We start from the raw sequence: 23,242 nt of genomic DNA, 5'->3' as shown, positions 1-23,242 counted from the left end.
CATCCGGACGCCGCCGCATCGCGGCCGGCCCGGAGGACGGACTGCAAGAGAGCGATGTATCACGCGATCGTCTTCTTCCCGCTCATCGGCTTCCTGATTGCCGGCCTGTTCGGCCGGTACATCGGGGCGCGGGCCTGCGAGTACATCACCACGGCGTTCCTCGCCTTCACGGCGCTGATCGCCTGGGGCGTGTTCCTCGACGGCGGCCACGCCGAGCGGGTGCAGGTCGCGTCGTGGTTCTCGGCCGGCGACCTGCAGGTCGACTGGGCCTTCAAGGTCGACACCCTGACCCGGGTGATGCTCGTGGTGGTCACCACGGTCTCGACCCTCGTGCACCTCTACTCCGTGGGCTACATGGAGGAGGATCCGCACCGGCCGCGCTTCTTCGCCTACCTGTCTCTGTTCACCTTCGCCATGCTGATGCTGGTGACGGCCGACAACCTCGTGCAGATGTTTTTCGGCTGGGAGGGCGTGGGCCTCGCCTCCTACCTGCTGATCGGCTTCTGGTACGAGAAGCCCTCGGCCAACGCCGCCGCCATGAAGGCGTTCATCGTCAACCGCGTCGGCGATTTCGGCTTCTCGCTCGGCATCTTCCTGACCTTCGTGCTCACCGGATCGGTGGCGTTCGACGCGATCTTCGACAAGGTCGACGCGATCAAGACGCTCTCGTTCCACTTCCTCGGCTACGACTGGAACGCCCTGACGCTCGCCTGCCTGCTGCTGTTCATGGGCGCCATGGGCAAGTCGGCTCAGTTCCTGCTGCACACCTGGCTCCCGGACGCCATGGAGGGCCCGACCCCGGTCTCGGCGCTGATCCACGCCGCCACCATGGTGACCGCCGGCGTGTTCATGGTCGCCCGCCTGTCGCCGCTGTTCGAGGAGGCGCCGAACGCGCTGATCGTCGTGACGGTGATCGGCGGCATCACGGCCTTCTTCGCCGCCACGATCGGCCTCGTGCAGAACGACATCAAGCGGGTCATCGCCTACTCGACCTGCTCGCAGCTCGGCTACATGTTCGTGGCGCTCGGCGTCGGCGCCTACTCGGCCGGCGTGTTCCACCTGTTCACCCACGCCTTCTTCAAGGCGCTGCTGTTCCTCGGGGCCGGCTCGGTCATCCACGCGATGCACCACGAGCAGGACATGCGGAACATGGGCGGCCTGCGCCGCTACATCCCCTACACCAGCGCCATGATGGCGATCGGCTCCCTGGCGCTCATCGGCTTCCCCTACACGGCCGGCTACTACTCGAAGGACGCGATCATCGAGGCGGCCTACGCGTCGACCCGGCCCGGGCACACCCTCGCCTTCCTGTGCGTGGTCGTGGCGGCGTTCTTCACCTCGTTCTACTCCTGGCGCCTGTTCTTCATGACCTTCGAGGGTCCGGCCCGTTGGGGCGCCCACGCGACCCATGACCACCACCATGACGCCCCCGCGGTGGCCCACTCGACCATGGCGCACGAGGCCGACGGCGCACCGGGCCACACCGAGGGCGTCGCCCACGACGACAAGGGCCACGACATCGAGCCGGCGCATAGGAGCGACCTCGTCGCCGACGATCATCACGGCCATGGCCATCACGGCGACCACACGCCCCACGAGAGCCCGCTGGTGATGACGATCCCGCTGGCGATCCTCGCCTTCGGCGCGCTGTTCGCCGGGATCATCTTCCACGACCGCTTCATCGGCGAAGGCATGGACGCGTTCTGGGGCCACGCCCTGGCGCACGGGCCGAACAACCACATCATGCACGAGATCCACGAAGTCCCAGCGCTCGTCTCCTACTCGCCGCTGATCATGCTGATCCTCGGCTTCGTGCTGGCCTTCTGGATGTACATCCGCCGGCCGGAGCTGCCGGGCGCGCTCGCCGCCCAGCAGCCGTCACTGTATCGGTTCCTGCTGAACAAGTGGTACTTCGACGAGATCTACGACCGGATCTTCGTCCGCCCGGCCAAGGATTTCGGCCTGTTCCTCTGGAAGCAGGGCGACGGCCGGATCATCGACGGGCTCGGGCCGAACGGCATCGCGGCCCGCGTCGTCGACGTGACCCGCGGGGTGGTCCGCCTCCAGACCGGTTACCTCTACCACTACGCCTTCGTGATGCTCATCGGCGTCGCCGGCCTGATCAGCTGGTACCTGATGTCCGGCCTGCCCAAGGGGGCTCACTGACATGCTCGGCCTCGGCATCCTCTCCGGCCTGCTGATCGTGCCGCTCTGCGGCGCGGCCTTCATCCTGACGCTGAACGGCGACGAGGAATCGGTCGCGCGCAACAGCCGCTGGGCCGCGCTCGCCACCACGGTGGTCACCTTCCTGCTCTCCCTGGTGGCCTGGAACCGCTACGACGCGGCCTCGTCGAGCTTCCAGCTGGTCGAGAGCCACGCGTGGCTCACCGAGACGATTCGGTTCAAGCTCGGCGTCGACGGCTTCTCGATGCCGCTGATCCTGCTGACCACGTTCCTGATGCCGTTCTGCATCGGCGCATCGTGGCACTCGATCCACTTCCGGGTGAAGGAGTACTTCGTCGCCTTCCTCGTCCTCGAGACGACGATGATCGGCGTGTTCGCCTCCCTCGACCTGCTGCTGTTCTACCTGTTCTTCGAGGCCGGCCTGATCCCGATGTTCCTGATCATCGGCATCTGGGGCGGGCAGCGCCGGATCTACGCCAGCTTCAAGTTCTTCCTCTACACCCTGCTCGGCTCGGTGCTGATGCTGCTGGCCGTCATGGCGATGTACTGGCAGGCCGGCACCACCGACATCCCGACCCTGCTGCAGTACCGCTTCCCGGCGCAGATGCAGACCTGGCTGTGGCTCGCCTTCTTTGCCTCCTTCGCGGTGAAGATGCCGATGTGGCCGGTCCATACCTGGCTGCCCGACGCCCACGTGGAGGCGCCGACCGCGGGCTCGGTGATCCTGGCCGGCATCCTCCTGAAGATGGGCGGCTACGGCTTCATCCGGATCTCGCTGCCGATGCTGCCGGTGGCGAGCCAGGAATTCGCGCCGTTCGTCTTCGCCCTCTCGGTGATCGCCATCATCTTCACCTCGCTCACCGCGATGATGCAGACCGACATCAAGAAGCTGATCGCCTACTCGTCGGTGGCCCATATGGGCTTCGTGACGCTCGGCCTGTTCACGCTGAACGAACAGGGCATCCAGGGCGCGCTGTTCCTGATGATCTCCCACGGCATCGTGTCGGGCGCGCTCTTCCTCTGCGTCGGCGTCGTCTACGACCGGATGCACACCCGCGAGATCGCCGCCTATGGCGGCCTCGTGAAGCGGATGCCGCTCTACGCGGTGGCCATGCTGATCTTCACCATGGCCAATGTCGGCCTGCCGGGCACGTCCGGCTTCGTCGGCGAGTTCCTGGCGATGCTCGGCGCCTTCAAGGCGAACCCGAACGTGGCGTTCTTCTCGACCTTCGGCATCATCCTGTCGGCGGCCTATGCCCTGTGGCTCTACGCCCGGGTGATCTACGGCAAGCTGGAGAAGCCGAACCTCCAGGGCATCCTCGACCTGGATCTCCGGGAGAAGATCATCCTGGCGCCGCTGGTGGCCCTGACGATCTATTACGGCGTGCACCCGGCCCCCGTGCTCGACGTGTTCGCGCCTTCGACCGACGCGCTGATGACCAGCATGAAGGCCGCCCTGTCCAACACCCAGACCGCGGCCGCCGCGCTGCCGGTCGCGCGCTGAGACGGACACCATGCCCACCGTCCACTCCGTCCTGCCCTCGCTGGCGCCGCTCCTGCCCGAGCTGATCCTCGGGATCGGCGTCATGGTCCTGATCCTCTACGGCGCGTGGCGCGGCGACCGCTCCGCCGAGACCGTGAGCCTCGGCGCGCTGGTCCTGCTGCTCGTCGCCCTGTCGGTGGTGATCTCCCAGCCGGTCCACGGCCGGGTCACGACCCTGTCGGGCGCGTTCGTCTCGGATGCCTTCTCCAAGGTGATGAAGTCGCTGGTGCTGCTCGGCTCCTCGGCGACGATCCTGCTGGCGCACGACTTCTTTAAGCGCGAGCGTATCGACCGGTTCGAGTTCCCGGTGCTGATCGTGCTCTGCACCATCGGCATGATGGTCATGGTCTCGGCCAACGACCTGATCGCGCTCTATCTCGGCCTCGAGCTGCAGTCGCTCGCCGCCTACGTGATCGCGGCGTTCCACCGCGACGACGTGAAGTCCACCGAGGCCGGCCTCAAGTACTTCGTGCTCGGCGCGCTCTCGTCCGGCATGCTGCTCTACGGCGCCTCGCTGGTCTACGGCTTCACCGGCACCGTCTCGTTCCCCGGCATCGTCTCGGCGCTGAACGAGAACGCGGGTCTCGGCATCGTGCTGGGCATCGTGTTCCTGGCGGCCGGCGTGTGCTTCAAGCTGGCGGCCGTGCCGTTCCACATGTGGACGCCCGACGTCTACGAGGGCTCGCCGACCCCGGTGACGGCCTTCTTCGCCTCGGCGCCCAAGATGGCCGCGGTGGCGATGACCGTGCGGGTGTTCATCGGCGCGATGCCGGACGTGACGGCGATCTGGCAGCAGATCTTCATCTTCGTCTCGGTGGTGTCGATGGCGCTGGGCTCCTTCGCGGCGATCGGCCAGACCTCGATCAAGCGCCTGATGGCGTACTCGTCGATCGCCAATATCGGCTACGCGCTGATCGGCCTGGCCTGCGGCTCGGAGGAGGGGATCAGCGGGCTCGTCACCTACATGATCATCTATCTCGCGATGACGCTCGGCACCTTCGCGATCATCCTGTCGCTCCGGCGCCGGGACGTGATGTTCGAGAAGATCGAGGACCTGTCGGGCCTGTCGCGCACGCATCCGTGGCTGGCCTTCTGCCTCGCCGCGATGATGTTCTCGCTGGCCGGCATTCCGCCGCTCGCCGGGTTCTTCGCGAAGTTCTACGTGTTCGCCGCCGCCATCAAGGCGGGCCTCGTGACGCTGGCGGTGATCGGTGTGGTGACCAGCGTGGTTGGCGCCTACTACTACCTGCGCGTCGTGCGGATCATGTATTTCGACGAGCCGCAGGAGCCCTACGAGGCGATGGCGCCGGGCCTGCGCGTGGTGCTCGCCCTGTCGAGCATCGTGGTGGTGCTCTTCTTCCTGCTGCCCGGCCCGCTGGTCGGCGTCGCCGGCCGGGCCGCCAAGTCGCTGTTCTAGGACGGCCTTGAGCTACCGACTCGGGCCCGCGGCGCGCGCCGCAGGCCACCGCCTGCACGTCCATGACAGCCTCGGCTCCACCAACACGGAGGCGATGGCTCAGGCGCGGGCAGGGGAGACCGGCCCCCTCTGGGTGGTGGCCCACCGTCAGGAGGCGGGCCGCGGCCGCCGGGGCAACAGCTGGGCCTCGCTGCCGGGCAACCTCGCGGCGAGCGTGCTCTGGCCGGTGACCGGCGTCGCGCCGGAGCATCTCGCCGAGCTCGGCTTCGTGGCGGGCCTCGCGCTGGTCGAGGCGCTGGAGGCGGCCTGCGGCACCCTGCCGGATACCGCTTCCGGCCACGGCACCCGATCTGTGAAGCTGAAATGGCCGAACGACGTGCTGCTCGGCGGCGCGAAGCTGGCCGGCCTGCTTCTGGAGGCTGAGACGCTGCCGGGCGGCCGGCGGGCCGTGGTGGTCGGCTTCGGCGTCAACGTCGCGGCGGCCCCGGAGGGCTTACCCGCCACGAGCTTGGCCGTGACGGGTTACGCGGGCGGCGCCGAGGCGCTACTGGAACACCTCTCGGACCGGATGGCCGCGCGGGCGCGCCTCTGGGACCGGGGACAGAATTTCGCTGCCCTGCGCGGGGACTGGCTGGAGCGGGCCGCGGGTCTCGGATCGGAGATCGCGGTGCACAGCGGCGGACACATCCTGCGGGGCGTGTTCGAGACGATCGACGAGGGGGGGCGGCTCGTGATCCTCGCCCCCGATGGGAACCGGCATACCGTGACGGCGGGCGAGGTGCATTTCGGATCGGCCGCGACGGCGGCCTGAGTTTGGACGACGACAGATGGCAATGGGACAGGAGGAGCTGGTCTTCCTGCCGCTCGGCGGCGTGGGCGAGATCGGGATGAATGCGGCGCTCTACGGCTTCGGCCCGGAGAAGGGCCGGAAGTGGATCATGGTCGATTGCGGCATGGGCTTCGCCAGCGAAGAGAAGATGCCGGGCGTCGACCTGATGTATCCGGACCTCGCCTTCATCGAGGAGCGGCGCAAGGACCTGCTGGGGATCTTCATCACCCACGCGCACGAGGATCATATCGGGGCGATCTCGGAGCTGTGGCCCAAACTCAAGGTCCCGGTCTACGCGACCCGCTTCGCCAAGAACCTGCTGGAGACCCGGCGCCTGTCCGAGCCCGGTGCCCCCAAGGTCGACCTGCGCGAGGTGAAGCCCGGCCGGCGCGTGACCGTCGGGCCGTTCGAGCTCGAATACGTGCCGGTCTCGCATTCCATCCCGGAATCCAACGCCATCGCGATCCGCACCGCGGCGGGCCTCGTGCTCCACACCGGCGACTGGAAGATCGATCCGACGCCGGTGGCCGGCTCGGTGACATCCCCGGAGGCGTTCACGGCGCTTGGTGACGAGGGCGTCCTCGCCATCGTCTGCGACTCGACCAACGTCGTGCGCGAGGGCTTCTCGCCAAGCGAGAAGACCGTCGCCGAGACCCTCAAAACGCTGATCGCCGACGCGCCCCACCGGGTGGCGGTGACCACCTTCGCGTCGAACGTCGCCCGCATTCGCGCGGTCGCCGAGGCGGCGGCCGCCTGCGGTCGTGAGGTCATCGCGGTCGGCCGGGCCATGGACCGGGTGATCGATGTCGCCCGCGAGTGCGGCTACCTCGACGGACTGCCCGAGTTCCGGCGCTCGGATTCGTGGAAGAGCCTGCCGCGCGAGCGGGTCGTGGCCCTGCTCACCGGCTCGCAGGGCGAGCCGCGGGCGGCGCTGGCCCGGGTGTCCCGCCGAGACCACCCGGATATCAGCCTCGCCCCGGGCGATCAGGTGATCTTCTCCTCGCGCGCCATCCCCGGCAACGAGCGCGATGTCGGGTCGATCATCAACGACCTGATCGAGCAGGGCGTCGAGGTGATCACCGACCGCACCGAGCTGGTCCACGTCTCGGGCCACCCGCGCCGCGACGAGATGGTCGAGATGTACCGGTGGACCCGTCCCGGCACCGCGATCCCGGTCCACGGCGAGGCGCTTCACCTCGACGAGCATGCCCGCTTCGCCCGGGCGCAGGGCGTGCAGAACGTCGTCAAGGCCCGCAACGGCAGCCTCATCCGCCTGAGCCCCGGCACGCCGGCGGTGATCGATAACGTCAAGGCCGGCCGCCTGTTCAAGGACGGCGACGTCCTGATCGACGAGAAGGACCGGGCGATCCCGGAGCGGCGCAAGCTCATGCAGGCGGGCCTCGTCTCGGTGGCGATCGCCATCGACGAGGACGGCGTCGTGCTGGGCGAGCCGGCGGTGGACATCATCGGCCTGCCGAACCGTGGCCGGTCGGGCGAGCCGCTGATCGAGACGGTGGTCGATGCCGTGTCCCGGACCCTGTCGGGCATGTCGCGGGGCAAGCTCAAGGACTCGGAGAGCGTCGAGAAGACGGTCGACCGAGCGGTGCGCACTGCGGTCAACGAGGTCTGGGGCAAGAAGCCCGCCTGCCACGTGCAGGTCGTCGAGGTTTAGGGTACGAAACCGACACGACGCATCACGGCAGATCCGGCCCAAATTCCTCATCCTGAGGTGCCCGCGTCAGCGGGCCTCGAAGGCGCCCTCCTTCGAGGCCTCCGCTGCGCTCCGGCACCTCAGGATGAGGCCGATGGTTGGAGACGGCGTCAGCCTGCTGATCGGTGCGCGAATGGGGAGGAACAACCATGATCGGCCGTCTCAATCACGTGGCCATCGCCGTGCAGGATCTCGACGCCGCCTGCGCGGTCTATCGCGACACGCTGGGCGCCACGATCACGCCGCCGCTGCCGCAGCCCGAGCACGGCGTCACGGTCGTGTTCGTCGAACTGCCGAACAGCAAGATCGAGCTGATGGCGCCGCTCGGCGAGGGCTCGCCGATCGAGGCCTTCGTGGCCCGCAATCCCGGCGGCGGCATCCATCACGTCTGCTACGAGGTCGACGACATCCTGGTGGCGCGTGACAAGCTCAAGGCCCAGGGCGCCCGGGTGCTCGGCACCGGCGAGCCGCGGATCGGCGCCCACGGCAAGCCGGTCCTGTTCCTGCATCCGAAGGACTTCCTGGGCACGCTCGTCGAGCTGGAACAGGTCTGAGTCGGATGATGGCGACGCTCGCCCGCTCGACGCCGATCACGCTGGCCGTCATCACCGTGCTGGTCGCCGCCTTCGTGGCGGCGGGGGTGGGCCTGTTCAAGCTGACGGTGGGCGGCGCGATCGCCCTCTACTTCGTCGTCTGGTGGACTCTGCTCTTCGCGGTCCTGCCCCTGCGCAACCAGCCGGAGACGCGGCCGAGCCACGTGGTTCCGGGGCAGGACCCGGGTGCGCCGGCGGCGCCGCGTCTGCGCGAGAAGGCCATCTGGACGACGCTGGTGGCGGGCGCCGCCTTCCTGATCGCCCTGGCGGTGTTCCCGCTCACCGGGCTGTAGGACGGCTCGGAGCGGCGATCCTGCACTGCCCGGACGCCGGCCGGCTCACAGCTTTGGCCCGCCCCGTCCGACACGGGGCCGAACGGGCGGGTGCTCCGCATCGGCCGCGCACGACGCGCTGCGCTGGCGAGCCAGGATGGATCCGGCGAAGGCGGTGAACCCAGCGACCGCCAAGAATAAAAAAAGCAAGGCCAGAGGCCTTGCTTTTCAAGCTTCAATGGCTCGACCTTTATAGATCCCACGCATTGGCTGCGGGGCGGTCGCTTTTCCTCCCGAGACTCGGACCTTGCGCCACCTCTTCCGGGCGTCGCAAACATCGCGGGATGCTTATAGGAACAACAATTCGTGTTGTCACCGGGTCTGCGAGAAAAATCTGCGCTTTCTTGCCGGCAAATAGGCAAAGCGCTTTTCGCGTGGGCAACCCACCGTCCGGTCAGGTCCATCGCCTCGGCTTCGCCGCGATTACGCCGCGCCGTGGTCGCGCAGTGCTTGTAATTTGCGGCTCCGGCGTGTTGTGTGCCGGCGTGCCGCGGCTCCCCCCGGCCGGCCCCACTTCCAAGATTTCGACGACATGCGTCTCTCCCGCTACTTCATGCCGACCTTGCGCGAGACGCCCAAGGAAGCCGAGATCGTCTCGCACCGGTTGATGCTGCGTGCCGGCTTGGTCCGTCAGGAATCGGCCGGCATTTACGCGTGGCTGCCGCTTGGCCTGCGGGTCCTGGAGCGCGTCTGCGCGGTGATCCGCCGGGAGCAGGACCGATCCGGCGCCATCGAGATCCTGATGCCAACGGTGCAATCCGCTGAGCTGTGGCGCGAATCCGGCCGCTACGATGCCTACGGCAAGGAGATGCTGCGCCTGAAGGATCGGCACGACCGCGAGATGCTCTACGGCCCCACCGCCGAGGAGATGGTCACCGAGATCTTTCGCGCGAGCGTCCGGTCGTACAAGGATCTCCCGAAGAACCTCTACCAGATCTCGTGGAAGTTCCGCGACGAGGTGCGGCCGCGCTTCGGCACGATGCGCTCGCGCGAGTTCCTGATGAAGGACGCGTACTCGTTCGATTTCGATCAGGCCGGCGCGCGCCACGCCTACAATCGGATGTTCGTGGCCTACCTGCGCACCTTCGCGGGCCTCGGCCTGAAGGCGATCCCGATGCGCGCCGATACCGGCCCGATCGGCGGCGACCTGTCCCACGAGTTCATCATCCTGGCCAAGACCGGCGAGAGCGAGGTCTTCTGCGACAAGGCCTATCTCGATTTCGACATCCCGCCGGAGACCGTCGATTTCGACGACGTCGCCAGCCTCCAGGGCATCGTCGATGCCTGGACCTCGCACTACGCCGCCACCGAGGAGATGCACGAGCCGGAGGCCTTCGCCGAAGTGGCCGAGGACAGCCGCCTCGCGGCCCGCGGCATCGAGGTCGGGCACATCTTCTATTTCGGCACGAAGTATTCCGAGCCGATGGGCGCCAAGGTCGCCGGGCCGGACGGGATCGAGCGGCCGGTCCATATGGGCTCCTACGGCATCGGCCCGAGCCGGCTGGTGGCGGCGATCATCGAGGCGAGCCACGACGAGGCCGGCATCATCTGGCCGGCTTCGGTCGCGCCCTTCGACGTCGCGCTGATCAACCTCAAGGTCGGCGATGCCGCCACCGACGCCGCCTGCGCGCAGATCCAGTCGGATCTCGAGACCGCCGGCCTGTCGGTGCTCTACGATGACCGGGACGAGCGTCCCGGCGCCAAGTTCGCCACCGCCGACCTGATCGGCCTGCCCTGGCAGGTGATCGTCGGGCCGAAGGGCCTGGCGGAGGGCAAGGTCGAGCTGAAGCGGCGCGCCGGGGGCGAGCGCGAGAGCCTCGCGACCGTCGACCTGCTGGCGCGCATCCGGCGCGTCTGAGCCGTGCCGATGGCGGCATCAGCGGCGCTGGACCGGGCCAGGATCTTCGCGGCCTCGCTCCGCCAGGGCACCGCACCCTTCGCACCGTTCGAGTGGATCCTCGCCGGCCGCTACCTGCGCGCGCGCCGCCGAGGCGGCGGCGTCTCGGTGGTGGCGTTCTTCTCGGTGCTCGGCATCGCGCTCGGCGTCGCCACGCTGATCATCGTGCTCTCGGTGATGAACGGATTCCGGGCAGAGCTGCTGTCGAAGATCGTCGGCATCAACGGCCACCTGTTCGCGACGCCGATCGACCGGCCGCTCAACGACTGGACCGATCTCTCGGAGCGTCTGTCGAAGGTGGCGGGGGTGCGCGCCGCGGTGCCGCTGGTGGAGGGGCAAGCCTTCGCCTCGTCGCAATACGGCGGCTCCGGCGTCATCATCCGCGGCGTGCGCGCCGCCGATCTCGACGCCCTGGCAGCCGTGTCGTCCTCGATCCGCGGCGGCACCCTGGAGGGCTTCGACGACGGCACCGGCGTGCTGATCGGCCGACGGCTCGCCGACACGCTGGGCCTCCAGGCCGGCGACACCATCACGCTGGTCACGCCCAAGGGCTCGTCGACGCCGTTCGGGACGGCGCCGCGCACCAAGAGCTACACGGTCAAGGCGGTCTTCGAAGTCGGGATGACCGAGTTCGACCAGACCTTCGTGTTCATGCCGCTCGCCGAGGCGCAGGCCTTCTTCAACAAAGACGGCGACGTCAGCATGATCGAGATCTACGTCGACGATCCCGACCATGTCGGCGACATGCGCGAGCCCCTGGAGATGGCGGCCGAGCGCCCGATCCTGCTGACCGACTGGCGCCAGCGCAACCGGACCTTCTTCGGGGCGCTGGAGGTCGAGCGGAACGTGATGTTCCTGATCCTCAGCCTGATCGTCGTGGTGGCGACGCTCAACATCGTCTCCGGCCTGATCCTGCTGGTGCGCGACAAGTCGAGCGACATTGCGATCCTGCGCACCATGGGGGCGACGCCCGGCACGATCATGCGGGTGTTCCTGATCAACGGCGCGCTGATCGGCGTCGTCGGGACCCTCAGCGGGCTCGGGCTCGGCATCCTGATCACCCTGAACATCAAGCCGATCCAGCACGTGCTGTTTCCGGGTGCCTGGGACCCCACCGTCCGGTTCCTCGCCGAGATCCCGGCCCAGATGAACCCGAAGGAGATCACCGCCGTGGTGGTCACCTCCCTGCTGCTGTCGCTCGCCGCGACGCTGTATCCCTCCTGGCGCGCCGCCCGGCTCGATCCGGTGCAGGCCCTCCGCTACGGCTGACGGGCCGCCCACCGATGAGCGATTCCAGCCAGACGGCCGGCGACCAGCCGGTCCCGGCCCTGTTCTTCTCCCGCGTCGAGCGGCGCTATCCTCAGGCCGAGGGCGCCCTGGAGATCCTGCGCGGGGCCGACCTCGCGATCTGGCCGGGGGAGCTGGTGGCGCTGGTGGCGCCGTCGGGCGCGGGCAAGTCGACCCTGCTGCACCTCGCCGGCCTCTTGGAGCGGCCGGACGGCGGCGAGGTCTATATCGGCGGCCAGCCGACCGCCGCGATGCCCGATGCCGAGCGCACCCGCCTCCGGCGCGAGGAGATGGGCTTCGTCTACCAATTCCACCATCTGCTGCCGGAATTCTCGGCGCTCGAGAATGTGGTGATGCCGCAGCTCATCCGCGGGCTGAAGAGCGCGGAAGCGAAGGCCCGCGCCACCGAGCTGCTCAGCTTCCTCGGCCTCAAGGAGCGCCTGCCGCACCGTCCGGCCGAGCTCTCGGGCGGCGAGCAGCAGCGCGTCGCCATCGCCCGGGCGGTCGCCAACGGCCCGCGGCTGCTCCTGGCCGACGAGCCCACCGGCAACCTCGACCCCGGCACGGCCGGCCATGTCTTCTCGGTGCTGCTCGCCCTGGTCCGCGCCTCGGGTCTCGCCGCGCTGGTGGCGACCCACAATCTGGACCTCGCCGCCCGCATGGACCGGCGGGTGACCATCCGCGACGGGCTGATCACGCAGCTCGATTGACGGCCGCCAAAGGCGTACGAGACGGTCCGAGCCACCTGGCCAGGGTGTGGGTGCTGCCTGACGGGCCTGCGCGCGTCCGACCGCGCCGTATGACACCGTCACCGTCTCCGAAACACGCCGAAGACCACGCGCATTTTAATCCAGCCCGCCGCGTGCGGGGAGGCACGCCACAAAAGACGTCAGCTCCCTATATTGCAATCACGCAAGACAAAACAGAGCCGACCAACCGGCCTGTACTGCGTTATCTCTGGAGCGACGCCGTGAAGAACCGTATTGTTATTGCCGTGACTGCTCTGATGCTTGGCGCCGCCCCGCTCTCGTCCGCCCTGGCGGCCAACGAGGGCCGGTGGGCCGGCTTCGCCCCGTATACGCCCGAGACCACCGGCGCGCTCGGCCTCGGGGTCCAGGACGCCCCCTTCTACGAGGGCTGCCCGATGAGCTCGGCGGCCGAGGGCAACGCCAATCAGCAGACCCGACCCATCAAGCAGTACGGCCAGACCGCCGGCGGGTACCGCTGCTGATCCGGCGGGGAAGCGGATGAAGCTCAAGGCCCTGTCCTACGCGATGATCGGCGCATTCGTGAGCGGCCTTGTCGTGACGCTCGTCGGCTCGGCCAACGTCCTGCTGAGCCACTGACAGACCGGCGCCGCCCCGCGTGGGCGGCGCTTCGGCGTTCCGCCCCTCAGCGCGCCGTCGTGGATCCGGCCCGGGCGTCCGGCGCAGCGAGGGCCTCCACGTAATCACAGGCCTGCGCGATCGCGTCGCGACTCTCCATCATGCGCGCCCGGGCCGTCGCGCAGGCCTGCGCCACCGCCGGATCTGCGAGCAGCCGCCCCAGGACACGGGCGGCGCGGGCGGGCCGGAAACCGCGGCGGCTCAGGGTGGTGCCGAGATTGCGATCCTTCAGGCGCCGCCCCTCGTCGAAATGGTCGAACGCCACCGGCACCACGAGCTGCGGGATGCCCGCGGCCAGCGCCTGCGCCACCGTCCCGACGCCGCCGTGATGGACCAGGGCGTCGCTGCGCGGCAGCAGCCGGCTCAGAGGGGCGTAGCGCAGATGGATGATCCCGGGCGGAAGCGGCCGGGGAATCTGCCCGTCCTGAGGGGCGAGCAGAACGCCGCGACGGCCCATCCGCCGGCACAATTCCACCGCGGTGTCGAAGAAGGCCGCGCCCTGGCGCATGGCCGAACCGTAGGTGAACACGAGCGGCGCGTCGCCCGTGTCCAGGAAGGCCTCCAGCTCCGGCGGCAGGGCGGCGACGTCGCCGAACCGGTCGACCAGCGGGAAGCCGAGCTGGACCGCCTGCGCCGGCCAATCCACCTGCGGCGCCGCGTACCAATCCGGGAACATGAGCAGCATGCGCGTCGGGCTGTTCCACCAGTGCCGCAGCCGGTAGACCGGATCGAGGCCGAGGCGCGCGCGCAGGGCGTTGAGCGGCGGCAGCGTGAACGGGCCGACCGCGACCTTGTCGACGCCGAGATTCACGTAGGCGCGCAGCGTGGCCGGCAGGAAGCGCGGCATCTGCAGGCCCGGGAGCCGCGGCGGATCGAACCGGCTCTCGATCAGGAACGGCATCACGTGCAGCGTGGCGGTCGGGAGATCGTAGAGATCCTGGGCGAGCCGCGCACCCCAGGCCAGGGGCGAGGCGACCACCACGAGGTCGACGCCGCGGGCCCGGGTCGCCCCGAGCCACAGGCAGGCGGGCTCGGCCACCTGCAGGGCATAGTCGAACATCGGCCGGAAGCCCTGCTGCGGGTGCCACAGGTCCGGCTGGCGGATCACGGCCTCGTAATCGGCCACCGTCCCGAGAGGCTGAAAGGCGAGGCCGGCGCGGCGCGCCATGGCCTCGAACGGCGCCGGTGCAGCGAGCGACACCCCGTGGCCGCGCTTGAGGAGTTCGTGGCCGAGCGCGATGAACGGCAGCACGTCGCCGTGTGTGCCGACGGCCACAAGGGCGACGTCGACCTGTTCGACCGTCCGGTGCGCGGGAATGGCTTGCTCCTTCGAACCCCCCGGTCAGAAATCGAGTTCGTCTGGGCGCCGGCCATGCCAGCCTGCCCGCTCCGCATCAAGACACTTTTTACCATGACCGGACGTCACGGCCGTCCTGGGACAACAGACGCTTCCATTAGAACAAAACATGAACATACTGAGGGGCGAAACCAGGAGGCACGGCGATGCTGAAGCGATTGGTCCTGACCGGAATGGCCGAGCTCATGGCGTTCGGAATGCTGTTCGCGGCGGTGGGTGCGTGGGCCATAGCCTTGGCACCGGTTCGTTAGCCGGTTTTTGCCGGAGGCCGCTCGGTTCCCGCCTGAACCGGCTTATGCACAGGCGATCGGCCTCCGGACGCCGATTGTCCACAAGGGCGCCGCGGAGTGGTGCTCCCGGGGCACGACCGGTGGATATCGTCCCCGAAGGGCCCGGCGCACGTCGACTTGAGGCCGGCAAGCGGGGATGCTGGACGATCCCGGAACAAGGTCGGCCATGCCACGCCAGCTCAAGGAGGTCGGATTCGTCCACCTCCATGTCCACTCGTCCTATTCCCTCCTCGAAGGGGCGCTGAAGGTCGGCTCCCTGATCAAGGCCGCGGCCGCCGACCGGCAGCCGGCCCTGGCGCTCACCGACACCAACAACCTGTTCGGGGCGCTGGAATTTTCCGAGAAGGCGGCCGGGGAAGGCATCCAGCCGATCGCCGGCGTTCAGCTCTCGGTGGCGTTCGAGGCCGCGGATCCGCACCAGCGGCAGGCGCCGACAAGTCACGGAATCGTGCTCCTCGCCCAGAACGAGACCGGCTACGCCAACCTGCTGCGGCTGGCGAGCCGCGCCTATTTCGACACGGCGCTCGGCGAGCCCCCCCGCCTCGACGCGGCGGCCCTCGTCGGATCCTCCGATGGGCTGATCGCGCTCACCGGCGGGCTGTCGGGACCCCTCGACACGGCGTTCCGGGCCGGCCGTCCCGAGCTGGCGCTCGCCCGGCTGAAGCGGCTCAAGGAGGCCTTCGGCGAGGACCGGCTCTACGTCGAGCTGCAGCGCCACGGCCTGCCCGAGGAAGGGCGGATCGAGACCGCGCTCCTCGACCTCGCCGGCCGGCACGGTCTCGGGATCGCCGCGACCAACGAGCCCTACTTCGCCAAGCCCGACGATTACGACGCCCACGATGCCCTGCTCGCCATCGCGGAGGGCCGCGTCGTCTCGGACGAGCGCCGCCGCCGGCTGACGCCGACCCACGCCTTCAAGACCCGCGCCGAGATGGCCGAGCTGTTCCGCGACCTGCCGGACGCGCTCCAGGCCACCGTCGAGATTGCCATGCGCTGCGCCGTGCGGGCGCGGACCCGCAAGCCGATCCTGCCGAACTTTTCGCAGGTCGCGGCAGGCGAGACACCGCCCATGGCGGAGGCCCTGGCGGACGCCGCGGATACCGGCGTGCAGGCGGTCTCGGCTGACGAGCCGACCGAGCTGCGCCGGCAGGCCGAGGCCGGGCTGGAGCTGCGCCTGAAGCAGCACGGCACCGCGCCGGGCTTCTCCGAAGAGGATTACCGCAAGCGCCTCGCCTTCGAACTGGACGTCATCGTCAAGATGAAGTTCCCGGGCTACTTCCTGATCGTCTCGGACTTCATCAAGTGGGCCAAGGACCACGACATCCCCGTCGGTCCGGGCCGCGGCTCCGGCGCCGGCTCGCTGGTGGCGTGGTCGCTGCTGATCACCGACCTCGACCCGCTCCGGTTCGGCCTGCTGTTCGAGCGATTCCTCAACCCCGAGCGCGTCTCGATGCCGGATTTCGACATCGACTTCTGCGTCGAGGGCCGCGAGCGGGTGATCAAGTACGTGCAGCAGCGCTACGGCGAGGGGCAGGTCGGGCAGATCATCACCTTCGGCACGCTGCTCGCCCGCGGCGTGCTGCGCGACGTCGGCCGCGTCCTCGAGATGCCCTACGGGCAGGTCGACAAGCTGACCAAGCTCGTGCCGCAGAACCCGGCCAACCCCGTGACCCTTGCCCAGGCGATCGAGGGCGAGCCCAAGCTCCAGCAGGCCATGGAGGAGGAGCCGATCGTCGGCCGGCTCATCGACATCTCCAAGAAGCTGGAGGGCCTGCACCGCCACGCCTCGACCCACGCCGCCGGTGTGGTGATCGGCGATCGGCCCTTGGAGGAGCTGGTCCCGCTTTACCGAGACCCGAAGACCGGGATGCGGGTCACCCAGTTCAACATGAAGTGGGTCGAGCAGGCGGGGCTGGTGAAGTTCGACTTCCTGGGCCTCAAGACCCTGACGATGCTGCGGTGCTGCACGGACCTCCTGAAGCAGCGCGACATCCACATCGACCTCGCCTCGCTGCCGCTCGACGACCCGAACACCTACGGGCCCATGGGCCGCGGCGAGACGGTCGGCGTGTTCCAGGTGGAATCGGCCGGCATGCGCAAAGCGCTCTGCGAGATGCAGGCCGACCGGCTGGAGGACATCATCGCCCTGGTGGCGCTCTACCGGCCGGGCCCAATGGCCAACATCCCGGTCTATTGTGAGCGCAAGCTCGGCCGCGACGCCGGCAACGAGGCGTCCTGGTACCCGGACCCGAAGCTGGAGCCGATGCTGAAGGAGACCTTCGGCATCATCGTCTACCAGGAACAGGTGATGGAGATCGCCAAGGTCCTCGCCGGCTACTCGCTCGGCGAAGCCGACATGCTCCGGCGCGCCATGGGCAAGAAGATCCGCGCCGAGATGGACGCGCAGCGCGACCGGTTCCTCAAAGGTTGCACCGAGCGCGGCCTGACCAAGGCCAAGGCCAACGAAATCTTCGACCTCCTCGCCAAGTTCGCCGATTACGGCTTCAACAAGAGCCACGCGGCGGCCTACGCGCTGCTCACCTACCAGACCGCCTACCTGAAGGCGAACTACCCGGTCGAGTTCCTGGCGGCCGCCATGACCCTCGACATCGACAACACCGACAAGCTCGCCGAATTCCGCCAGGACGCGCAGCGCCTGAAGATCGTGGTCGAGCCGCCGTCGATCAACACCTCCGGCGAAGTGTTCGAGGTGCGCGACGGCAAGATCTTCTACGCTCTGGCCGCTATCAAGGGCGTCGGCCGCGAGGCGGTGCGGGCGCTGGTGGAGGCCCGCGGCGACCGGCCGTTCAAGGACCTCGCCTGCCTCGCGCGCCGGCTGAACCCGCGGATGATCAACAAGCGCACCCTGGAGAGCCTCGTCCAAGCCGGGGCGCTGGACTGCATCGAGCCGGACCGGGCGCGCGCCTTCGCGGCGGTGGAGCCGATGATGAAGCTCGCCGCCAGCGCGGTGGAGGCCGAGACCGCCGGCGTCACCGACATGTTCGGCGGCGTGGTGGCGGACGACGTGTCCCTGCGGATCCCGCCGCACGAGATCTGGCCCATGGCCGACACGCTCAAGCGCGAATACGCGGCGATCGGGTTCTTCATTTCGGGCCACCCTCTCGACGAGTATGGCGACCTGCTCGACAAGCTGCGGGTCCAGAGCTGGGCCGATTTCTGCCGCGCGGTGCGGGCCGGGACCTCGAGCGTCGGCCGAGTCGCGGCCTCGGTGCTCGACCGGGCGGAGCGGCGGACCAAGACCGGCAACAAGATGGGCATCGTCACCCTCTCGGACCGGACGGCGCATTTCGAGGCGATCATCTTCTCCGAGGGGCTCGGCCAGTACCGCGACATCCTTGAGCCGGGCCGGCCGCTGGTGCTCCAGCTCCAGGCCAACCTGGAGGGCGAGGACGTGCGCGCCCGCATCCTCACCGCGGAACCCCTCGACCAAGCGGTGGCCCGCCACCAGAAGGGGATCCGAATTCATCTCAGCGACCCGCGCGGTGTCGCGCCCGTGCAGCAGCGGCTGTCGATGCGCGGCGAGAGCGAGGTCTCGCTGATCCTCAAGCTCGACGGCGGCGGGCGCGAGGTGGAAATCCGGCTGCCGGGCAAGTTCCAGGCGACGCCGACGCTCGCCGGCCAGCTCCGGACCGTGCCGGGGGTGGTGCAGGTCGAGGTGAGCTAGCCTCCCCCGGCGTGCGGGAAAACCGGCCCGTCATTCCGGGACTGCGGAGCAGGGCCCGGAATCCAGAACCGCCGGTGTTTGCCTGGTTTCGTCGGGAGGACTGCCCCCACCGATCAGCGCCGGAGGCTCTGGCTTCCAGGCTCTCGCCCGAGGCGAGCCCCGGAATGACGGCGCGGGTGCCTGACTGAGAACACTCCCGAAACCCGGCCGGTTGGACCTCGGCGCACCCTGCGACGAGGATCCATGGACCAGCCCCGCCCGAAGCCCGACACCGACGATCCGACCAGGCCGCGCGAGAGCGGCAGCTTCCTCCACGCCCTCGGCACCGGCGTGATCACCGGCGCGGCCGACGACGATCCCTCCGCCATCGGCACCTACGCGAGCGCCGGCGCCCGATACGGTCTTGCGTTCCTCTGGATCGCGCCCGTCGTCCTGCCGATGATGGTCGTGGTCGTCTACGTCTCGGCCAAGCTCGGGCAGGTCTACGGCAAGGGCCTGTTCGCCATCGTGCGCGACCGGTACCCGCGCTGGATCCTCTATCCGCTCGTGCTCGGCGCCTTCACAGGCAACGTCATCGAGGCGGCGGCCAATCTCGGCGGGATCGGCGCGGCCCTCAACCTGCTGGTGCCGGTGCCGATCCCCGTCATCGTGGTTGCCGCCGCCGCGGCGATCCTCGGCCTCCAGATCTTCGGCTCCTACACGCTCCTGCGCGACATCTTCCGCTGGCTGGCGCTTGCCCTGTTCGCCTACGTGGCGGCCGCGATCCTGGCCAAGCCCGATCCCGCCGAGATCCTGCGCGGCACCCTCGTGCCGCAGATCCGGTTCGATGCCGACTTCCTGTCGATGATCGTCGCCTGCATCGGCACCTCGCTCTCGGCCTACATCTACACGTGGCAGTCGAACCAGGAGGTCGAGGAGGAGATCGCCCTCGGGCGCCACACGCTGCGGCAGCGCAAGGGGGCGACCGACGCCGAACTGCGCAAGACCCGCCGGGACGTGGTGATCGGGATGCTGTTCTCGAACGTGATCCTCTACTTCATCATCCTGTCCACGGGCGCGACGCTGCATCAGGCCGGACAGACCGAGATCGAGAGCGCCGCCCAGGCGGCGGCCGCGCTGGAGCCGCTGGCGGGGGCAGGCGCCAAGTATCTCTTCGCGCTGGGCGTCGTCGGGGTCGGCTTCCTGGCGGTGCCGGTGATGACCACCGGCGCGGCCTACGATCTCGTGCAGGGGATCGGCCGGGAGGGGAGCCTCCATGCCCGCCCGAGCGAGGCCAAGCTGTTCTACGGCACCATCGCGGCCGTGACCGTGGTGGCGGTCGGGTTGAACTTCCTCGGCTTCAACCCGATGCGGGCGCTGGTCTGGTCCGGCATCGTCCAGGGCTTCTCGGTGCCGCCGCTCCTGCTCCTGATGATGCTGATGACCAACGACCGGGCCGTGATGGGCGGTCGCGTCAACGGCCGCCTGACGAACGGGCTCGGCTGGATCACCACCGCGGCGACGTTCCTGGCCACGGCCTGCCTCGTCGTGACGTGGGTCCTGTGAGGCGCCTCAGAACGGCGCCGCGAGGCAGCCGGCCAGCGCGCCCTTCAGCGTCGCGGCATCGGCTTCCGCCACCGTGACCGTCGCCGTCAGGGCCGGATCCTCGCTCCGCGGGCTCGCTTGCGTCCAGGTGAGCTTGGTCCCGGGCTGGGTGAGAGCCAGGGCGACGCCGCGCAGCGGATCCTCGCCGCGGTGGGCTCCCGCCACCGTCAGGGTGAAGCCTGCATCCGCCCCGGCCGCCGCGCCCTGAACCGGCATCCGCACCGAGCGGACGCTGCCGGCGCTGGAGACCAGGATCCCGGTGAGCGGCGCCGTGCTGCCGCCTTCGAGCCCCGCGAAGTCGAAGCGCGGCGCCAGCTCGGCGAAGCGGGGCACGATCAGCGCCGCCGACAGGCCGGCGCCGCCCGGATCGCAGGCGACGTGCAGGGTCACCGGACGCTGGTCCGTGCCGAGGGCTGCCGTGCCGGACAGGTCCGCACTGCCCCCGGACGCCCGGGTGGCGCCGGCCAGCAGCGGCGTCCGCCCGGTGACGATGTCCGACAGCCTGTCGCCGCGGCTCAGCGGTCCCGCCAGGAGGGCTGCGACGGCAATCACCACCACCGCCAGGGCCACGCCGATCCGGAGCCGCATCCCATCCTCCGCCTGTGGACATCCCGGGCCGGCGGCATAGACGATCGCGGCCCTGCCGCAACCCTCCGTTCACCACAAATGCGAGAACTGCATCGCGAACGCGCCCGCGTGCGTTGCAGCAACTCCGTAAAAACCGATCGATTCTATGCACCGTCGCTCAAGCTTGAGCGTCGCCATGCGCACGAAGATCCTGCTCGCCCTCACCCTTCTGGTCTACGTCACCACCGGCCGCGCCCCCGGCATCCGGGAGCCGCGCAATCCGGATGCCGAGCATGGCGGTAGCCGTGTCGTGATCGCGATGAAACGGGCCTGGGCCTGAGCCGCTGCGCGCGCGATGACGGCTGCATCGACGCCACCGACGGGAGCTGGGCTCACGCCGCCGGCGCGCAGGCCCTGAGCCGCGCGGCCACCAGGGCCTGAAGGCTCCAGAGATGCCGGTCGCGGATGCCGAGGCGCTCGCAGGCCTCGACGGTCCGGAACAGGTACTCGGCGCTCGGCCCCTTATGCCCGCAGGCGGCGGCGATCTTCTCGGCGATCTCGGCGTCCGACAGGCGGCCGGCGTAGCGGTCGCTGGTGCGGTTGGCCAGGAAGGTCAGGGCCGAGACGGTCCCGGCCTCGGTGGCGACCGGCAGCCAGCGGGCGACGTAGCCGCGGCCGCGCATCTCGCGGCGCCAGACCGGCATCAGGGCCTCGCGGATCTCCATGCCGGGCAGGCGGAAGGCCACGCCTCGGCACAGGCCGCCGCGGTCCAGGGCCAGGACGAAGCCCGGCCGCTCCGGCGTGCCGCGGAACCGCCGCTGGAGCAGGCAGAACCGGCGATGGAAGCCGCGCACCGTCCCGATCCGGCGCTCGGCCACCGGAAATTCCGGGTTCCACATCAGCGAGCCGTAGGCGAAGACCCACAGGTCGCTGCCCTCACGCCCGGCGACGATCGCATCGAGCCCCGGGCGCAGCTCCGCATCCGAGAGAACTTCGAGGGCGCTCGGGTCGTCGGGGATCGGGACGGAATGGGCGCGGGCGATCAGGTCCAGGCTGAGGTCGAGGGTGCGGGTGGGCGCGGAGGGCATGGCCCTCAACGCGGCGGCCTCAGGGCTTGTTGCCCAGCGCGTCGAGCTCCGGGAAGGGGCGGGTGCGGTGACCCGTGCAGACCTCGTCATCATCGAGCACCGTGAGCCGGTCGCTCGCGTAGCGCAACGCCACCTTCGGGCGCTCGGGCTTGCCGAAGGTCCGGCCGTACATCCGGCCCGACACGCAGTAGATCACGCGGCCGCCATCCTCGATCGGCCCGGCGATCCGGCTGCCCTCGAACCGCACCGGCAGCAGCGAGACCGAACCGAACGCGACCTGCTTCAGCGCCAGGGCGGCGATCCGCTGGAGGAGGGCCGGGGACGGCGCTGCCTCCGGCGCGGGCTTCGGTGCCCGCGGGGCGGCCTGCGCACCGAGGGCGACGAGGACAAGGACACTGGCGAGGGCGAGGCGGGGCATCGCTCATCGCTAGCGGGCGAAGGCTGCCCGAAGCTGGACGGCGGGCGGGCAGCGCCGGACGCCGCGGCTTCCTATATGGAAGAGACCAAGCGGTGCGCGTCCGGCGCGCCGCGCCCCTCTCACGCCGCGACGCGACGCTCGATGCAATGGACCGACGACGCCCTGGTGCTCGGCCTGCGCCGGCACGGGGAGACCGGCGTCATCCTGGAGGCGATGACCGAAGCCCATGGGCGCCATCTCGGCCTCGTGCATGGCGGGCGCTCGCGCCGGATGCAGCCGGTGCTGCAGCCCGGCAACCGGGTGCGGCTGACGTGGCGGGCACGCCTCGACGACGGCCTCGGCTCCTACGCGGTGGAACCCCTCGAGTCGCAGCTCTCCCGGCTGATCGGGTCGAGCCTCGCCCTCTACGGCATGAACCACATGGCGGCCCTGTTGCGGCTCCTCCCCGAGCGCGACCCGCATCCGGCGCTCTACGAAGCGGCCGGGATCCTCGTGGAGCATCTCGACGACCCGGCGATCGCCCCGCCCCTGATGGTGCGCTTCGAGCTGGCAATCCTGTCAGAACTCGGCTTCGGCCTCGACCTGACCGCCTGCGCGGCCACCGGCGGCAACGACGCCCTGGCCTATGTCTCGCCGAAGAGCGGCCGGGCGGTCAGCGCCTCGGCGGGCGAGCCCTACCGGGACCGCCTACTGGCGCTCCCGACTTTCCTGCACGCGGGCGGGTCCCCGGGTCCGGACGGCGTTGCACAAGGGTTTACCTTGACGGGGTACTTCCTCGACCGGCACGTCTGGGGGCCCCGCGGCCTCGGGCCGCCCGAGGAGCGGGCGCGATTCGTTGCGCTCGGCCGCGAGGCCGGGTAATGTTCACGTTATGTTCTAAAAACGTCCGGGCTTGAGCGCCGCTCGACCCGAGACACACAAACCCGTCATTCCGGGGCCGCGAAGCGAAGCCCGGAATCCAGAAGCGCACGCGGCCCGGCAGGATCGTCCGTCTCCTCCCGCAGGGCAGGCGGGTCTGGATTCCGGACTCGCCTCCCGCGCCCCGGAATGACGGATTGCTGCATGAGGTGGCGCG

General features: G+C 69.4%; 19 protein-coding genes. 15 read left to right on the top strand and 4 right to left on the bottom strand.

Annotated elements, in window-relative coordinates; genetic code table 11:
• Positions 1 to 54 precede the first annotated feature (54 nt).
• The 11 genes from nuoL (at position 55) to AC3WSN_RS09765 (ending at position 13,024) form a co-directional block, all read left to right on the top strand.
• Positions 55 to 2,166 carry an NADH-quinone oxidoreductase subunit L gene (gene nuoL / locus AC3WSN_RS09815; RefSeq protein ID WP_492537625.1) on the top strand — a complete coding sequence of 704 codons (2,112 nt, stop codon included), beginning with the start codon at positions 55 to 57 and terminating at the stop codon, positions 2,164 to 2,166.
• Position 2,167: 1 nt separating this feature from the next.
• Positions 2,168 to 3,688, top strand: coding sequence for an NADH-quinone oxidoreductase subunit M (locus tag AC3WSN_RS09810; RefSeq protein ID WP_492537623.1), 1,521 nt, complete (start codon positions 2,168 to 2,170; stop codon positions 3,686 to 3,688).
• Positions 3,689 to 3,698: 10 nt separating this feature from the next.
• On the top strand, positions 3,699 to 5,144 hold the full coding sequence (gene nuoN, locus AC3WSN_RS09805) for an NADH-quinone oxidoreductase subunit NuoN (RefSeq protein ID WP_192708305.1): 1,446 nt from the start codon (positions 3,699 to 3,701) through the stop codon (positions 5,142 to 5,144).
• 7 nt (positions 5,145 to 5,151) lie between these two features.
• On the top strand, positions 5,152 to 5,955 hold the full coding sequence (locus tag AC3WSN_RS09800; RefSeq protein ID WP_492537621.1) for a biotin--[acetyl-CoA-carboxylase] ligase: 804 nt from the start codon (positions 5,152 to 5,154) through the stop codon (positions 5,953 to 5,955).
• 16 nt (positions 5,956 to 5,971) lie between these two features.
• Entirely contained in the window at positions 5,972 to 7,645 is a 1,674-nt protein-coding gene (locus tag AC3WSN_RS09795; RefSeq protein WP_492537619.1) for a ribonuclease J, read from the top strand.
• Positions 7,646 to 7,833: 188 nt separating this feature from the next.
• On the top strand, positions 7,834 to 8,238 hold the full coding sequence (mce, locus tag AC3WSN_RS09790) for a methylmalonyl-CoA epimerase (protein ID WP_492537617.1): 405 nt from the start codon (positions 7,834 to 7,836) through the stop codon (positions 8,236 to 8,238).
• A 5-nt stretch (positions 8,239 to 8,243) separates the two neighbouring features.
• Positions 8,244 to 8,570 (top strand): DUF1467 family protein, encoded by a 327-nt coding sequence (locus AC3WSN_RS09785; protein WP_192708308.1) that lies wholly within the window; start codon positions 8,244 to 8,246, stop codon positions 8,568 to 8,570.
• A gap of 571 nt (positions 8,571 to 9,141) precedes the next feature.
• Complete coding sequence (proS, locus tag AC3WSN_RS09780) at positions 9,142 to 10,467, top strand: proline--tRNA ligase (protein WP_492537615.1); 1,326 nt, start codon at positions 9,142 to 9,144, stop codon at positions 10,465 to 10,467.
• Positions 10,468 to 10,476: 9 nt separating this feature from the next.
• Positions 10,477 to 11,775: a lipoprotein-releasing ABC transporter permease subunit gene (locus AC3WSN_RS09775; protein WP_492537613.1), complete on the top strand. Its 1,299-nt coding sequence runs from the start codon at positions 10,477 to 10,479 to the stop codon at positions 11,773 to 11,775.
• 14 nt (positions 11,776 to 11,789) lie between these two features.
• On the top strand, positions 11,790 to 12,503 hold the full coding sequence (locus tag AC3WSN_RS09770) for an ABC transporter ATP-binding protein (protein ID WP_192708311.1): 714 nt from the start codon (positions 11,790 to 11,792) through the stop codon (positions 12,501 to 12,503).
• Between the two features lie 260 nt (positions 12,504 to 12,763).
• The gene (locus AC3WSN_RS09765; protein WP_492537611.1) at positions 12,764 to 13,024 is read left to right on the top strand and encodes a hypothetical protein; all 261 of its coding nucleotides are present in this window, start codon (positions 12,764 to 12,766) and stop codon (positions 13,022 to 13,024) included.
• 161 nt (positions 13,025 to 13,185) lie between these two features.
• On the opposite strand, the gene AC3WSN_RS09760 is transcribed toward AC3WSN_RS09765, so the two are convergent.
• Positions 13,186 to 14,454, bottom strand: coding sequence for a glycosyltransferase (locus AC3WSN_RS09760; RefSeq protein ID WP_492537609.1), 1,269 nt, complete (start codon positions 14,452 to 14,454; stop codon positions 13,186 to 13,188).
• Between the two features lie 537 nt (positions 14,455 to 14,991).
• Between AC3WSN_RS09760 and dnaE the strand changes: the two genes are divergently transcribed.
• Together dnaE and AC3WSN_RS09750 are read left to right on the top strand one after the other, a co-directional pair.
• Positions 14,992 to 18,510, top strand: coding sequence for a DNA polymerase III subunit alpha (gene dnaE, locus AC3WSN_RS09755; RefSeq protein WP_492537607.1), 3,519 nt, complete (start codon positions 14,992 to 14,994; stop codon positions 18,508 to 18,510).
• Between the two features lie 243 nt (positions 18,511 to 18,753).
• Entirely contained in the window at positions 18,754 to 20,055 is a 1,302-nt protein-coding gene (locus AC3WSN_RS09750) for an Nramp family divalent metal transporter (RefSeq protein ID WP_492537605.1), read from the top strand.
• 6 nt (positions 20,056 to 20,061) lie between these two features.
• On the opposite strand, the gene AC3WSN_RS09745 is transcribed toward AC3WSN_RS09750, so the two are convergent.
• The gene (locus AC3WSN_RS09745; protein WP_492537603.1) at positions 20,062 to 20,682 is read right to left on the bottom strand and encodes a hypothetical protein; all 621 of its coding nucleotides are present in this window, start codon (positions 20,680 to 20,682) and stop codon (positions 20,062 to 20,064) included.
• 175 nt (positions 20,683 to 20,857) lie between these two features.
• On the opposite strand from AC3WSN_RS09745, the gene AC3WSN_RS09740 reads away from it, so the two are divergent.
• Positions 20,858 to 21,001, top strand: a complete 144-nt coding sequence (locus AC3WSN_RS09740; protein WP_192708317.1) for a hypothetical protein — start codon at positions 20,858 to 20,860, stop codon at positions 20,999 to 21,001.
• Between the two features lie 52 nt (positions 21,002 to 21,053).
• On the opposite strand, the gene AC3WSN_RS09735 is transcribed toward AC3WSN_RS09740, so the two are convergent.
• Both AC3WSN_RS09735 and AC3WSN_RS09730 read right to left on the bottom strand, forming a co-directional pair.
• Positions 21,054 to 21,749 (bottom strand): gamma-glutamylcyclotransferase, encoded by a 696-nt coding sequence (locus tag AC3WSN_RS09735; protein WP_192708318.1) that lies wholly within the window; start codon positions 21,747 to 21,749, stop codon positions 21,054 to 21,056.
• A 19-nt stretch (positions 21,750 to 21,768) separates the two neighbouring features.
• On the bottom strand, positions 21,769 to 22,167 hold the full coding sequence (locus AC3WSN_RS09730; RefSeq protein WP_492537600.1) for a hypothetical protein: 399 nt from the start codon (positions 22,165 to 22,167) through the stop codon (positions 21,769 to 21,771).
• Positions 22,168 to 22,308: 141 nt separating this feature from the next.
• Between AC3WSN_RS09730 and recO the strand changes: the two genes are divergently transcribed.
• On the top strand, positions 22,309 to 23,028 hold the full coding sequence (recO, locus tag AC3WSN_RS09725; RefSeq protein ID WP_492537599.1) for a DNA repair protein RecO: 720 nt from the start codon (positions 22,309 to 22,311) through the stop codon (positions 23,026 to 23,028).
• The last annotated feature ends 214 nt before the right edge of the window (positions 23,029 to 23,242 follow it).

This window comes from Methylobacterium sp. FW102-HT35C08, assembly GCF_058790235.1.
Note: the sequence above shows the minus strand (reverse complement) of the source record. Positions and strands in the feature narration are given on the sequence as shown.

Bases quoted from the DNA above. Each gene is read 5' to 3' on its own strand.
- AC3WSN_RS09740 (WP_192708317.1), top strand. From the start codon at position 20,858: ATGCGCACGAAGATCCTGCTCGCCCTCACCCTTCTGGTCTACGTCACC.
- AC3WSN_RS09775 (WP_492537613.1), top strand. From the start codon at position 10,477: ATGGCGGCATCAGCGGCGCTGGACCGGGCCAGGATCTTCGCGGCCTCG.
- AC3WSN_RS09785 (WP_192708308.1), top strand. From the start codon at position 8,244: ATGATGGCGACGCTCGCCCGCTCGACGCCGATCACGCTGGCCGTCATC.
- AC3WSN_RS09795 (WP_492537619.1), top strand. From the start codon at position 5,972: ATGGCAATGGGACAGGAGGAGCTGGTCTTCCTGCCGCTCGGCGGCGTG.
- AC3WSN_RS09730 (WP_492537600.1), bottom strand. From the start codon at position 22,167: ATGCCCCGCCTCGCCCTCGCCAGTGTCCTTGTCCTCGTCGCCCTCGGT.
- nuoL (WP_492537625.1), top strand. From the start codon at position 55: ATGTATCACGCGATCGTCTTCTTCCCGCTCATCGGCTTCCTGATTGCC.
- dnaE (WP_492537607.1), top strand. From the start codon at position 14,992: ATGCCACGCCAGCTCAAGGAGGTCGGATTCGTCCACCTCCATGTCCAC.
- proS (WP_492537615.1), top strand. From the start codon at position 9,142: ATGCGTCTCTCCCGCTACTTCATGCCGACCTTGCGCGAGACGCCCAAG.
- AC3WSN_RS09750 (WP_492537605.1), top strand. From the start codon at position 18,754: ATGGACCAGCCCCGCCCGAAGCCCGACACCGACGATCCGACCAGGCCG.
- mce (WP_492537617.1), top strand. From the start codon at position 7,834: ATGATCGGCCGTCTCAATCACGTGGCCATCGCCGTGCAGGATCTCGAC.
- AC3WSN_RS09810 (WP_492537623.1), top strand. From the start codon at position 2,168: ATGCTCGGCCTCGGCATCCTCTCCGGCCTGCTGATCGTGCCGCTCTGC.
- recO (WP_492537599.1), top strand. From the start codon at position 22,309: ATGCAATGGACCGACGACGCCCTGGTGCTCGGCCTGCGCCGGCACGGG.
- nuoN (WP_192708305.1), top strand. From the start codon at position 3,699: ATGCCCACCGTCCACTCCGTCCTGCCCTCGCTGGCGCCGCTCCTGCCC.
- AC3WSN_RS09745 (WP_492537603.1), bottom strand. From the start codon at position 20,682: ATGCGGCTCCGGATCGGCGTGGCCCTGGCGGTGGTGGTGATTGCCGTC.
- AC3WSN_RS09770 (WP_192708311.1), top strand. From the start codon at position 11,790: ATGAGCGATTCCAGCCAGACGGCCGGCGACCAGCCGGTCCCGGCCCTG.
- AC3WSN_RS09735 (WP_192708318.1), bottom strand. From the start codon at position 21,749: ATGCCCTCCGCGCCCACCCGCACCCTCGACCTCAGCCTGGACCTGATC.